Raw genomic sequence first — 12,621 nt, 5'->3', positions numbered from 1 at the left:
ATCGGAACCGCCGGCCCTTTCGGGCCAAAAACCCATGTTGGGGAGCCGTCCTGAAGCGAACTGTCAGGAAACTCCTCTAACTGTCTGACCGGACAGGACAGCGAACGTGAAGACCTTGACGCCAACCTCGATTGCGACCGGCCTTGTTGCCGGTGTGACCGCCGCTCTGCTGTCGCTGAGCGCGAACGCGCAGTCGTCGCTGGCGATCGTGCTTTACGCCGCGTCCGCCCTTCCCATCCTGATCGCCGGCCTCGGCTGGGGCAACGCAAGCGCCTTCATCGCGGTCGTCGCCGGCGGCGTGACCGCCTCGGCGCTGGTGTCCTCGCATTTCGCCGCGCTGATCGTCCTCATCACGCTGATCCCCGCCGGCTGGCTGAGCAATCTCGCCAACCTCGCCCGCCCTGCCTCCGAGCTCGGCGGCCCGGACGACGCTCTTGCCTGGTATCCGCTCTCCAACATTCTCGCCCATCTCGCCGTCATGGTGACGCTGGGCATGATCGCCGTCGGCGCGATCGTCGGCTATGACAGCGAAATGGCCAGCAAGCTGGTCGACATCGTCATCGAGACGCTGAAGGCGCAGGAACCGCTCTACAATCCCGATGCGAGCGCCGTGGCGCAGATGAAGTCCATCTTCTCGCTGGCCCTGCCGCTGGTTCAGGGCGCCCTCTGGGTCTTCCTGCTGTTTGCGGCCTATTACATCGCCACCTTCATCGTTCGCCTTTCCGGCAAGGGGCTTCGCCCGCGCGAGGATATGCCGTCCACGCTGCGCATGCACCGCAACGCGATCTTCTTCTTCCTCGGCGGCCTGGTGCTCACCTTCCTGGGCGGCATGCCGGCGATCATCGGCGCGCTCGTCTGCGGCACCTTCGGGGCCGGCTTCGTGCTTGCCGGCTTCGCGAGCCTGCATTTCAGGACGCGGGGCAAGCCCTGGCGGCCCTTCGCCCTGTGGCTCGCCTACATCTCGGTACTGCTCTTCACCATACCGATCTTCGTCATCCTCATCCTGGGCCTGATGGACACGCGGCGCACCATCGCGCTGACGCCCTCCGGCCCGGCAGAGAAGAAAACCACGAATACCTGAACTCAACGAAAGGAACTCTGAAATGGACGTCATTCTCCTCGAACGCATCGCCAAGCTCGGCCAGATGGGCGAAACCGTAAAGGTTCGCGACGGCTTTGCCCGTAACTACCTGCTGCCGCTCGGCAAGGCGCTGCGCGCCAACGAGGCCAACAAGAAGCGTTTCGAAGCCGAGCGCTCGACGCTCGAAGCCCGTAACCTCGAGCGCAAGTCGGAAGCCCAGACCGTTGCCGAAAAGCTCGACGGCAAGACCTTCGTCATCGTCCGCTCCGCCGGCGAAACCGGCCAGCTCTACGGCTCGGTCGCTGCCCGCGACATCATCGAAGTGCTGGCTGCCGAAGGCTTCAACGTCGGCCGCAACCAGGTAGAGCTCAACACGCCGATCAAGGCGATCGGCCTGCACAAGGTCGCGCTGCACCTGCATGCCGAAGTCGAGATCTCGATCGAAGTCAACGTTGCCCGCTCCGCCGAAGAAGCCGAGCGCCAGTCGAAGGGCGAAAGCCTGACCTCGGCCGACGCCATCTACGGCGTCGACGAAGACGCCCTGACGGCTGCCGACTTCTTCGACCCGGAAGCTGACGGCGTCGACGAAGACGAAGCCTGATATCAGACGACGGGCCGGCTCTGCCGGCCCGTTTTCGTTCGGGGGGCCAAAAAGCACGGCTTGAAATCCCGAATTTCGCATCAATATTTATACTTCGTTAGACTGGATTGGCGGTCGGGCCGCTTCCCAGGCCGGTTTCCGACCACACCCAGCCCCGTTCCGCCAGATTTTCAGCGCGACGGAGTTTAGCGAATGAAATTCATTGTACAGGCGCTCGTTTCCCGCCTCGTCGAAACCGGAAACCTGAAGGTCACCTACCCTGACGGCAGCAGCCAGTCCTTCGGCGACGGCACCGGCAATCCCGTCCATATGCGCATCAAGACGAAGAAGGCGCTGTGGGGCCTCGCGATCGACCCCGCCTACTATCTCGGCCATCACTACGGCACGGGGGATATCGACATCGTCGAGGGCGACATCTATGGTCTCCTCAAGGCCGTCTTCACCGGCAATCCCGATTTCAAGTATTACGACACCGGCTGGAACCACCTGCTGGAGCGACTGCGCTATCTCTTCCGCTGGGCGCGCGAAAAGAACAGCGTCGTGCGCTCGCGCCGCAATGTGCAGCACCATTACGACCTGACAGGCGCGCTCTACGACCTCTTCCTCGACAAGGACCGGCAATATTCCTGTGCCTATTTCGAGCGGCCGGACCAATCGCTCGACGATGCGCAGCTTGCCAAGAAGCGCCATATCGCGGCCAAGCTCAACATCAACCGGCCGGGCCAGAGCGTGCTCGACATCGGCAGCGGCTGGGGCGGCATGGCGCTCTACCTTGCCCGCCAGCTCGGCGCGAAGGTGACGGGCGTCACGCTTTCCGACGAGCAGCACGCGCTTTCCGTCAAGCGGGCGGGCGAGGCCGGGTTGACGGACGAGGTGAAATTCCTCCTGCAGGACTACCGCAACACCGAGGGACCGTTCGACCGCATCGTCTCCGTCGGCATGTTCGAACATGTCGGCCGGCCGAACTACCTCACCTTCTTCAAGAAGAGCGCGTCGCTCTTGAAGCGCGACGGCGTCATGCTGCTGCACACGATCGGGCGCACCGACCAGCCCTCCGCCAACAATCCGTTCATCGAAAAGTACATCTTCCCCGGCGGCTACATCCCCGCCCTTTCCGAGGTGATGCAGGCGGTGGAGAAGAGTGGGCTTGCGGTGACGGACGTGGAGATCCTGCGCCTGCACTATGCCGAGACACTGCGTCACTGGCGCGAACGCTTCATGGCGCGGCGCGAGGAGGCCAAGGCGCTCTATGACGAAAAATTCTGCCGAATCTGGGAGTTCTATCTCGCCGCATCGGAAAGCGCCTTCCGCTGGCAGAATCTCGTCGTCTTCCAGCTCCAGCTTTCGCACGACCAGCAGGCAATGCCGCTCACCCGCGACTATATCGGGCGCGGCGAGGATTGCCTGCGCACGCACGAGGGCGACGCCAAGGGCAGCCGGCGCGGCGCGCGCCAGTATCCGAAGGAGGCCTCGCTCTGAGATTCGGGGAGAGAGTCAACCGAAAGCCAGCAGGCCCGGCACAATCCGGGCTTGCTGTGTCCTTGGTGCCTGTGGAAAAGTCTAAGACTGGGTCTAAAGGATGGACCAGGGCGGAAGCGCTTGACCCTCGGGCCCAAAGAAACCAAACCACCGGGCTTCAGGAAACAGGGACGGGAGATTCGGGACGATGAACGATGCCGTGCGCAAGCTGCCTGGTCGCGACAATGCGGAGCTGCACCACCGCGAGGCACCGAACAACATCGAGGCCGAACAGGCGTTGCTCGGCGCCATCATCCTCAACAACGACGCCTATTACCGCGTTTCGGACTTCCTGAAGCCGATCCATTTCCACGAGCCGCTGCACCGCAAGATCTACGAGATCGCTGGCGACATGATTCGCATGGGCAAGATCGCCACCACGATCACGCTCAAGACGCACCTGCCGACGGACGTGCGGGTCGGCGAGCAGACGGTCTCGCAGTACCTTGCCGCCCTTGTGGGTGGCGCCGTGACGATCATCAACGCGGAAGACTACGGCCGCGCGATCTATGACCTCGCGCTCCGCCGCTCGCTGATCAACATCGGCGAGGACATGGTCAACATCGCCTATGACGCCCCGCTCGACATGCCGCCGCAGACCCAGATCGAGGATGCCGAGCGACGCCTCTTCGAGCTGGCCGAGACCGGCCGCTACGACGGCGGCTTCCAGTCGTTCAACGATGCGGTCGCGCTGGCGATCGACATGGCCGGCCAGGCCTTCGAGCGCGACGGCAGCCTTTCGGGCATCTCCACCGGCATCCATTCGCTGGACGGCCGCATGGGCGGCCTCCAGCGCTCGGACTTGATCGTGCTCGCCGGACGCCCCGGCATGGGCAAGACCTCGCTTGCCACCAACATCGCCTATAACATCGCCGCCTCCTACGAGCCGGAAGTGCAGGCGGACGGCTCGTTCAAGGCAAGAAACGGCGGCGTCGTCGGCTTCTACTCGCTCGAAATGTCCTCCGAACAGCTCGCCACCCGTATTATTTCCGAGCAGACGGAAGTCTCCTCCTCGAAGATCCGCCGCGGCGACATTTCCGAGGCCGACTTCGAAAAGCTCGTCGCCTGCTCTCAGATGATGCAGAAGGTGCCGCTCTATATCGACCAGACCGGCGGTATCTCGATCGCCCAGCTTTCCGCCCGCGCGCGCCGCCTCAAGCGCCAGCGCGGCCTCGATTGCCTGGTGGTGGACTATATCCAGCTCATGACCGGCTCGGGCAAGTCGAGCGACAACCGCGTGCAGGAAATCACCCAGATCACGACGGGTCTGAAGGCGCTCGGCAAGGAGCTGAACGTACCGATCATCGCGCTCTCCCAGCTCTCCCGTCAGGTGGAAAGCCGCGAGGACAAGCGCCCGCAGCTCTCCGACCTTCGCGAATCAGGCTCCATCGAGCAGGACGCCGATGTGGTGCTCTTCGTGTTCCGCGAGGAATATTACGTGAAGAACCTGGAGCCACGCGACGAGTTCGATCCGAAATACGAGGAATGGAAGATGAAGTTCGAGCAGGTGAAGGGCACCGCCGACGTCATCATCGCCAAGCAGCGTCACGGGCCGACCGGCACCGTCAAGCTCGCCTTCCAGTCGGAATACACCCGCTTCACCGACCTCGCCGACCCCTCCTTCACCCAGTACGAACACTGAGTAGAAGGACAGGCCCTTACTTCTTCTGGAATGCCGGGGCCTTGCAGAAATTCGCGACGATCGCGAGCGCGTGCCGGGCACGCGCTTTTTGCTCCGCATCCATCATCGGCAGGTCGAGCCTGTCGGAGCAGGCCTCGTCCGAGGCCGTGCTTTCGCCGGAAAGCGACAGACGGCTCGAACAATAGAGCCCCTTGCCGGTGAGGACGACCTGCTCGGCCTCGGGCGCGTCGATGGAAACCGGATTGATCTCCGCGATCAGGTCGTCGACGGACGTGTAGGCGGTGACGGCGGCCACGCGGCTGAGATCGACGAGGCCAAGGGTCAGCGTCGCCCATTTTTCCGGGAACTGCAGCGCGGAGATGGTGCGCGCGCGGCACGGCGCGCCGGAAACCTCAAGGCGCGTCACCAGCCGCGGCGCATTTGGATTGTCCACGATGGAATAGTAGATGTCGGCGGTCTTTTCGCGCTCCGGCTCCGTGCCGTCCTGCGCAAGCCCCAGCAGCACGGCGTGGGCCTGGCGCATCTCGGCATCCGTCGGCGTCTCGTGGGCCACGGCCGACACCTCGCAGGCCACGGCGATCGCCATCGCCCCGACGGTCGTTCCTACAGCACGCCACATGGTCTTCCCCTTTTTTGGGCCGCACCATAGAGAGGCCCCTTCCCGGCGGCAATGCGCCCGGGGAGCATATTGCCGCCATGGTCCACAGGCTGTATTCAAAGTCATGAGCCCGCATCATCAGCACAATCGCCCTGCCCTTCCCGTCGCCGGGGCGGATCATGCCCGCCTGACGATCGATCTTTCGGCGCTGGCGGACAACTGGCGCGCGATGGCGCGGCGCTCCGGCGCCGCCCGCACGGCCGCGGTGCTCAAGGCAGACGCCTACGGCATCGGGCTCGAGCCGGCGGCCAAGACGTTCCATCATGCCGGCGCGCGCGATTTCTTCGTCGCCACCCCGGCGGAAGGCGCGGCCCTGCGCGTCGTTCTGCCTGATGTGCGCATCTATGTGCTATCAGGCATGTGGGCGGGCTCGGAGCGGCTGTTCTTCGAATTCGACCTCGTTCCGGTCATCGTTTCGGAGGAACAGCTCGTCGTCTTCATGACGGCCGTTTCCGAAGGCGGGGACCTGCCCTGCGTGCTGCATGTCGATACCGGCATGAGCCGGCTGGGGCTGAGGGTCGAGGATGCGCTGGCGCTTGCCGACGACGCCGCCCGGCCGGCGAGCTTCTCGCCGATCATGCTGCTCAGCCACCTCGCCTGTGCCGACGAGCCGGGCCACGCCCTCAACCGCCAGCAGCTCCAGCGCTTCCGCAGCGTCGTCGCGGCGTTCGACGACATCGATGCGACGCTCGCCAATTCCGCCGGCATCTTCCTCGGCGAGGACTACCACTTCACCCTCACCCGCCCGGGCATCGCGCTCTATGGCGGCGGCGCCGTCAACAACGTGCCGAACCCGATGAAGCCGGTCGTCACCGCCGAGGCGCGTATCCTGCAGGTGCGCGAGGCGAAGGCCGGCGAGAGCGTCAGCTACGGCGCAACACCCCTTGCCCGCGACACGCGCATCGCCGTCGCCGCCATCGGCTATGCCGACGGCTACATGCGCAGCCTGTCCGGCTCCGGCGTGCCGCTGCGCGCCGCCGGCATTGCGGGCGCAAGCGGCGTGCTGCATGGCCGCACCGTGCCGCTGATCGGCCGCGTCACCATGGACCTTTGCCATTTCGACGTCACCGACCTGCCGCCCGGCAGCGTGCGCCCCGGCAACTTCATCGAGCTCTTCGGCCGCAACATGCCGATCGGCGACGTCGCCCGCGCCGCCGGCACGATCGACTACGAAATCCTGACCAGCCTCGGCCATCGCTACGAACGGCGTTACGAGCTGGTGAAAAAATAGGACACGTTCCTGTTTTGTGCTAATGGCTTCGGCAGCGATTCACGAAGCGCGCCGAAAGCGAGAATTCATGGCGAAAGCCCGCACCCAATTCGTCTGCCAGAACTGCGGCACCGCTCACTCCCGCTGGGTCGGGAAATGCGAAGGCTGTGGCGAGTGGAACACCGTCGTCGAGGAAGACCCGATGGGCGGCATCGGCTCCGGCCCCGGCAAGGTGCCGAAGAAGGGCCGTCCGGTCGCGCTGACGGCGCTGTCGGGCGAAATCGAGGAAGCGCCGCGCATCCACACCGGCATCGGCGAACTCGACAGGGCGACCGGCGGCGGCTTCGTGCGCGGCTCGGCCGTGCTGATCGGCGGCGATCCCGGCATCGGCAAGTCGACGCTCCTGATGCAGGCCGCCGCCGCCCTCTCCCGCCGGGGCCATCGCATCATCTACGTTTCGGGCGAAGAGGCGGTGGCGCAGGTGCGCCTGCGCGCGCAGCGCCTGCAGGCCGCCGAGACCGACGTGCTGCTCGCCGCCGAGACCAATGTCGAGGACATTCTCGCGACCGTCGGCGAAGGCAAGCGGCCGGACCTCGTCATCATCGATTCGATCCAGACCCTGTGGAGCGACACGGCGGAGGCCGCGCCCGGCACGGTGACGCAGGTGCGCACCGGCGTTCAGGCGATGATCCGCTTCGCCAAGCAGACGGGCGCCGCCATGGTGCTGGTGGGTCACGTCACCAAGGAAGGCCAGATCGCCGGCCCGCGCGTCGTCGAGCACATGGTCGATGCCGTGCTCTATTTCGAGGGCGACCGCGGCCACCACTACCGCATCCTGCGCACCGTCAAGAACCGCTTCGGGCCGACCGACGAGATCGGCGTCTTCGAAATGTCCGACAAGGGCTTGCGGGAAGTCTCCAACCCATCCGAACTCTTTCTCGGCGAGCGCAATGCCAAATCGCCCGGCGCCGCCGTCTTCGCCGGCATGGAGGGCACGCGGCCGGTGCTGGTCGAGGTGCAGGCGCTCGTCGCGCCCACCTCGCTCGGCACGCCGCGCCGCGCGGTGGTCGGCTGGGATTCGGCGCGGCTGTCGATGATCCTCGCCGTGCTCGAAGCCCATTGCGGCGTGCGGCTCGGCCAGCACGACGTCTACCTCAACGTGGCGGGCGGCTATCGCATCTCGGAGCCGGCCGCCGACCTTGCCGTCGCCTCCGCGCTCGTTTCCTCGCTTGCCGGTCTTGCCCTTCCGGCCGATTGCGTCTATTTCGGCGAAGTCAGCCTGTCGGGCGCCATTCGCCCGGTGGCGCACACCGCCCAGCGCCTCAAGGAGGCGGAAAAGCTGGGTTTTTCGCAGGCCGTGTTGCCCGCCGGTTCCGCCGATCTGCCCAAGGGCAGTGGCAGCCGCTGGAGCGAGATCGAAAGCCTGCCGGATCTGGTGGCGCGCATTGCCGGATCGAAAAGCGCCCTGAAACGGGAAGACGAGGACGTCTGACGCCTTCTTGGCATATGCAAAGCCCTGTGGGAAACATCGGGCTTGGCGTACCAAACCGGGACGGCGAGGACGCCTTTCGTTAATGTGCGCTCCGCACCGGGACTTGGAGCCGGACATTTCGGGTTTGGAGTAGGACGAACATGCCCATCACAATTCTCGACGGTATCGTCATCGGCGTCGCGCTGTTTTCCGCCGTGCTGGCGATGGTGCGCGGCTTCTCGCGTGAAGTGCTGTCCGTCGCAAGCTGGGTGGGTGCTGCCGCAGCCGCCTATTTCCTCTATCCGGTGCTGCTGCCTTACGCGAAGGACTACACGACGAGCGACACGGTCGCGATGGTCGGCTCCGCCGCCGCCGTGTTCCTCGTCGCGCTCATCGTGATCTCCTTCATCACCATGCGCATGGCCGACTTCATCATCGACAGCCGCGTCGGCGCCCTCGACCGGACGCTCGGCTTCCTGTTCGGCGCGGCGCGCGGCATCCTGCTCGTCGTCGTCGCCATGCTGTTCTTCAACTGGCTCGTCGCGCCGCAGCAGCAGCCGGGCTGGGTGACCACCGCAAAGTCCAAGCCTCTGCTCGACAATCTCGGCTCGCGCCTCGTGGCGCTGCTGCCGGAAGACGCCGATGCGACGATCCTCGATCGCCTGCGCGGCAAATCGACCGAAGGCGAAAGCGGCACGACGGAAGATCCGGACGCCGCGACGGGCGGTACGAACCAGACGCCCGCCGAAGAGACGCCCGCCACGAACGGATAAGTGATCAGGGGAGCCGCCGCAGCCGGATTTGGCAAGGCAGGCTCCCCGATTTTTTGGTAGGATCAGATATCAAGCCACTGACGCTCCCGGGCCTCGGTGGCAAATGCTTTCGGCGATACCCATATGGGCGTGGCCGAGGACACCGAACGCAGTACCCCATGCAACCTCTTACGGTCCCGAGCAAAGGCTTGCAGCAATGAGCGACTTTCAGTTCCCCGTTCGCCACGATAACGATCTCGACGGCGACACGCTTCACGAAGAGTGCGGCGTCTTCGGCATCCTCGGCCATCCGGAAGCCGCCACGCTGACGGCGCTCGGCCTGCATGCGCTCCAGCACCGCGGCCAGGAGGCGGCCGGCATCGTCTGCTTCGACGGCAAGCAGTTCCATACCGAAAAGCACATGGGCCTCGTCGGAGACCACTACACCAACCCGGCGACGCTGGCGAAGCTGCCCGGCAATATGGCGATCGGCCACACGCGCTATTCCACCACCGGGGAAGTGGCGCTGCGCAACGTGCAGCCGCTCTTTGCGGAACTGGAAGTCGGCGGCATCGCCGTCGCGCACAACGGCAACTTCACCAACGGCCTGACGCTGCGCCGGCAGCTCATCGCCGGCGGCGCGATCTGTCAGTCGACCTCCGACACGGAAGTCGTGCTGCACCTCATCGCCCGCTCGCGCTACACCTCCACGACCGACCGCTTCATCGACGCCATCCGCCAGATGGAAGGCGGCTATTCGATGCTCGGCATCACCCGCACCAAGCTGATCGCCGCCCGCGATCCCACGGGCATCCGCCCGCTGGTCATGGGCGAGCTCGACGGCAAGCCGATCTTCGCTTCCGAGACCTGCGCGCTCGACATCATCGGCGCCAAGTACATCCGTGACGTGGAGAACGGCGAGATCATCGTCTGCGAGATCCAGCCGGACGGTTCGATCACCATCGAGGCGAAGAAGTCGGGCAATCCGCAGCCGGAGCGCCTGTGCCTGTTCGAATATGTCTACTTCGCCCGCCCCGATTCCGTCGTCGGCGGCCGCAGCGTCTATGTCGCGCGCAAGAATATGGGCATCAACCTTGCCAAGGAGCACCCGGTCGAGGGCGACGTCGTCGTGCCGGTGCCAGACGGCGGCACGCCCGCGGCGCTCGGCTACGCGCAGGAAAGCGGCATCCCGTTCGAGTACGGCATCATCCGCAACCACTATGTCGGCCGCACCTTCATCGAGCCGACTCAGCAGATCCGCGCCTTCGGCGTGAAGCTGAAGCACTCCGCCAACCGCGCGATGATCGACGGCAAGCGCGTGATCCTCGTCGACGATTCCATCGTGCGCGGCACGACGTCGCTGAAGATCGTGCAGATGATCCGCGATGCGGGCGCAAAGGAAGTGCATATCCGCGTCGCCAGCCCGATGATCTTCTACCCGGACTTCTACGGCATCGACACGCCGGACCGCGACAAGCTGCTTGCCAACCAGTACAACGACGTCAAGGCGATGGCCAAGCACATCGGGGCGGATTCGCTGGAGTTCATCTCCATCGACGGCCTCTACCGCGCCGTTGGCGGCGAGGACCGCAACCCGGCCCGTCCGCAGTTCACCGACCATTACTTCACCGGCGACTATCCGACGCGCCTCCTTGACAAGGAAGGCGAGACGATGGGACGGAAGATCTCGGTAATGGCAAGCAACGGATAATTGACAGCAGCATGAGCATCGACCTGAAAGACCGCATCGCGCTGGTCACCGGCGCGTCGCGCGGTATCGGCTATTTCACCGCCCTGGAACTCGCAAGGGCCGGCGCGCATGTCGTCGCCTGCGCCCGCACGGTCGGGGGCCTGGAAGAACTGGACGATGCGATCAAGGAGGTAGGCGGCAGCGCGACGCTGGTGCCCTTCGACCTCTCGGACATGGCGGCGATCGACAAGCTCGGCGGCTCGATCTTCGAGCGCTGGGGCAAGCTCGACATCCTCGTGGCCAATGCCGGCGTGCTCGGCACCATCTCGCCGATCGGCCATGTCGAGGCGAAGGTCTTCGAAAAGGTCATGACGATCAACGTCACGGCGACGTGGCGCCTCATCCGCTCGGTCGAACCGCTGCTGCTGAAGTCCGATGCCGGCCGCGCCGTCATCCTGTCGTCGAGCGCCGCACACAAGTGCAAGCCCTTCTGGGGCCCCTACTCCGCCTCCAAGGCCGCCGTGGAAGCCCTTGCCCGCACCTGGGCCGGCGAAACGCAGCGCACGACGCTGCGCATCACCTCCTTCGATCCCGGCGCCACCCGCACCGCGATGCGCGCCCAGGCCGTGCCGGGCGAGGACCCGTCGACGGTGCAGCACCCCTCGGAGGTGGCCAAGGCCATCCTGCCGCTCGTCGCACCGGATTTCGCCGAGACGGGCAAGTTGTTCGACATGCGCCAGGGGCGTCTCATAGAGTATAGGCTGCCGGAATAGGTAGCGTTATCCAAGCCCCTCATCCGCCTGCCGGCACCCTCTCCCCGCAAGCGGGGCGAAGGAAGATGTTGCACGCGCCTGCCATCTTTCATACTTGCGGATTGCAGGAAAACGGATCGGCATCCCCTTCTCCCCGCTTGCGGGGAGAAGGTCGCGGCAGCGGGATGAGGGGCAGCCGCCCCCTTCGCCTACTCCACCACCGTCGTCACCACCACCGAGAGCCCCGGCGCCAGGTACTTGGCGAGATCCTGCCCATCCTCGATGGCGATGCGCACGGGGATGCGCTGGGCGACCTTGGTGAAGTTGCCGGTGGCGTTGTCCGGCCTGATCACGCTGAATTCGGAGCCGGCGGCGGGGGAGAAGCGCTCGACATGGCCCTTCAGCGTCGCGTGCTTGAAGGCATCGACCGTCACCTCGACCTTCTGGCCAGGCTTGATATAGGCGAGCTGCGTTTCCTTGAAATTGGCGATCACCCAGGTATCGTGCGGCACGACAGCCATGAGCTGCGTGCCGGCGGCGACATACTGGCCGAGCTTGACGCCGACTTCCCCGACTATACCGTCACGCGGCGCCGATATGGCGGTGTTGGAAAGGTCGATCTTGGCGAGCTCCACCGACGCCTCCGCGCCCGCCACCGCCGCGCGCAGCGAATCGCGGCTGACGATGATCGTCTGCAAGTCCTGCCTGGACACTTCGAGGTTGGCCTGCGACTGCGAGACGGCGGCTTCCGCCTGATCGAGCGTGGTGCGGCTCTGCTCGCGGTCGCTCTGGGTGGCGATGCCCTTGTCGGACAGTTCCTGGACGCGGTTCCAGTTCTCCTGTGCCCGGCGCTGGGCCGCCCTGGCGCTGGAAAGGGCCGCATCGCTGGCGCCGATGCGCGCCTTGGCGGCGTTTTCCTGCTGCTCGGAATTGGCGAGCGCCGCCTTCTGGCTGGCGAGCGTGGCATTGGCCTGCTCGACCTTCTGGCGGTAGATGCGGTCATCGAGGCGGGCGAGCACCTGGCCGGCCTTCACGGTCTCGTAGTCCTTGACCGGGACGTCCGTCACGTAGCCGGCAAGCTGCGGGCTGATCAGCGTCACATAACCGCGCACATAGGCATTGTCGGTGGTCTGGACGTCGCTGGCAAAGGGCGGGAGCTGCCACGCGTAGAGCACGGCGCCGATGCCGGCGATGCCGAGCACGACGGCAAGGCTCGTGGCGGTGTTGCGGATGTATTTCTTCATGG

General features: G+C 65.3%; 11 protein-coding genes. 9 read left to right on the top strand and 2 right to left on the bottom strand.

What is annotated here, in order from left to right; translation table 11 throughout:
- Positions 1-106: 106 nt before the first annotated feature.
- The 4 genes from Q9316_RS06295 (at position 107) to Q9316_RS06280 (ending at position 4,842) form a co-directional block, all read left to right on the top strand.
- Complete coding sequence (locus Q9316_RS06295; RefSeq protein ID WP_306034372.1) at positions 107-1,081, top strand: DUF2232 domain-containing protein; 975 nt, start codon at positions 107-109, stop codon at positions 1,079-1,081.
- Positions 1,082-1,103: 22 nt separating this feature from the next.
- Positions 1,104-1,682, top strand: a complete 579-nt coding sequence (rplI, locus tag Q9316_RS06290; RefSeq protein ID WP_306034371.1) for a 50S ribosomal protein L9 — start codon at positions 1,104-1,106, stop codon at positions 1,680-1,682.
- 192 nt (positions 1,683-1,874) lie between these two features.
- Entirely contained in the window at positions 1,875-3,161 is a 1,287-nt protein-coding gene (locus Q9316_RS06285) for an SAM-dependent methyltransferase (RefSeq protein ID WP_306034370.1), read from the top strand.
- Positions 3,162-3,348: 187 nt separating this feature from the next.
- Entirely contained in the window at positions 3,349-4,842 is a 1,494-nt protein-coding gene (locus tag Q9316_RS06280) for a replicative DNA helicase (RefSeq protein ID WP_306034369.1), read from the top strand.
- A gap of 16 nt (positions 4,843-4,858) precedes the next feature.
- On the opposite strand, the gene Q9316_RS06275 is transcribed toward Q9316_RS06280, so the two are convergent.
- Entirely contained in the window at positions 4,859-5,461 is a 603-nt protein-coding gene (locus tag Q9316_RS06275) for a hypothetical protein (RefSeq protein ID WP_306034368.1), read from the bottom strand.
- A 103-nt stretch (positions 5,462-5,564) separates the two neighbouring features.
- Here Q9316_RS06275 and alr point away from each other — a divergent pair, with 103 nt between their 5' ends.
- The 5 genes from alr (at position 5,565) to Q9316_RS06250 (ending at position 11,396) form a co-directional block, all read left to right on the top strand.
- The gene (gene alr, locus Q9316_RS06270; protein WP_306034367.1) at positions 5,565-6,731 is read left to right on the top strand and encodes an alanine racemase; all 1,167 of its coding nucleotides are present in this window, start codon (positions 5,565-5,567) and stop codon (positions 6,729-6,731) included.
- 67 nt (positions 6,732-6,798) lie between these two features.
- Positions 6,799-8,202 carry a DNA repair protein RadA gene (gene radA, locus Q9316_RS06265; RefSeq protein WP_306034366.1) on the top strand — a complete coding sequence of 468 codons (1,404 nt, stop codon included), beginning with the start codon at positions 6,799-6,801 and terminating at the stop codon, positions 8,200-8,202.
- 140 nt (positions 8,203-8,342) lie between these two features.
- Complete coding sequence (locus tag Q9316_RS06260) at positions 8,343-8,954, top strand: CvpA family protein (protein ID WP_306034365.1); 612 nt, start codon at positions 8,343-8,345, stop codon at positions 8,952-8,954.
- A gap of 196 nt (positions 8,955-9,150) precedes the next feature.
- A complete protein-coding gene (purF, locus tag Q9316_RS06255) occupies positions 9,151-10,644 on the top strand; it encodes an amidophosphoribosyltransferase (RefSeq protein WP_306034364.1) in 1,494 nt (497 codons plus the stop codon).
- Positions 10,645-10,655: 11 nt separating this feature from the next.
- Entirely contained in the window at positions 10,656-11,396 is a 741-nt protein-coding gene (locus Q9316_RS06250; protein WP_306034363.1) for an SDR family NAD(P)-dependent oxidoreductase, read from the top strand.
- 188 nt (positions 11,397-11,584) lie between these two features.
- Here the strand turns inward: Q9316_RS06250 and Q9316_RS06245 are convergent, their stop codons facing one another.
- The gene (locus tag Q9316_RS06245; RefSeq protein WP_306034362.1) at positions 11,585-12,619 is read right to left on the bottom strand and encodes an HlyD family secretion protein; all 1,035 of its coding nucleotides are present in this window, start codon (positions 12,617-12,619) and stop codon (positions 11,585-11,587) included.
- Positions 12,620-12,621: the final 2 nt, after the last annotated feature.

Origin of the sequence: Shinella zoogloeoides, assembly GCF_030733845.1 — a bacterium.
GTDB classification, from domain to species: domain Bacteria; phylum Pseudomonadota; class Alphaproteobacteria; order Rhizobiales; family Rhizobiaceae; genus Shinella; species Shinella zoogloeoides_C.
The sequence above is the reverse complement of the archived record's forward strand: the minus strand, read 5'-3'. Positions and strand labels throughout refer to the sequence as shown.

Bases quoted from the DNA above. Each gene is read 5' to 3' on its own strand.
- Q9316_RS06285 (WP_306034370.1), top strand. From the start codon at position 1,875: ATGAAATTCATTGTACAGGCGCTCGTTTCCCGCCTCGTCGAAACCGGA.
- Q9316_RS06250 (WP_306034363.1), top strand. From the start codon at position 10,656: ATGAGCATCGACCTGAAAGACCGCATCGCGCTGGTCACCGGCGCGTCG.
- Q9316_RS06260 (WP_306034365.1), top strand. From the start codon at position 8,343: ATGCCCATCACAATTCTCGACGGTATCGTCATCGGCGTCGCGCTGTTT.
- Q9316_RS06275 (WP_306034368.1), bottom strand. From the start codon at position 5,461: ATGTGGCGTGCTGTAGGAACGACCGTCGGGGCGATGGCGATCGCCGTG.
- Q9316_RS06245 (WP_306034362.1), bottom strand. From the start codon at position 12,619: ATGAAGAAATACATCCGCAACACCGCCACGAGCCTTGCCGTCGTGCTC.
- Q9316_RS06280 (WP_306034369.1), top strand. From the start codon at position 3,349: ATGAACGATGCCGTGCGCAAGCTGCCTGGTCGCGACAATGCGGAGCTG.
- rplI (WP_306034371.1), top strand. From the start codon at position 1,104: ATGGACGTCATTCTCCTCGAACGCATCGCCAAGCTCGGCCAGATGGGC.
- purF (WP_306034364.1), top strand. From the start codon at position 9,151: ATGAGCGACTTTCAGTTCCCCGTTCGCCACGATAACGATCTCGACGGC.
- radA (WP_306034366.1), top strand. From the start codon at position 6,799: ATGGCGAAAGCCCGCACCCAATTCGTCTGCCAGAACTGCGGCACCGCT.
- alr (WP_306034367.1), top strand. From the start codon at position 5,565: ATGAGCCCGCATCATCAGCACAATCGCCCTGCCCTTCCCGTCGCCGGG.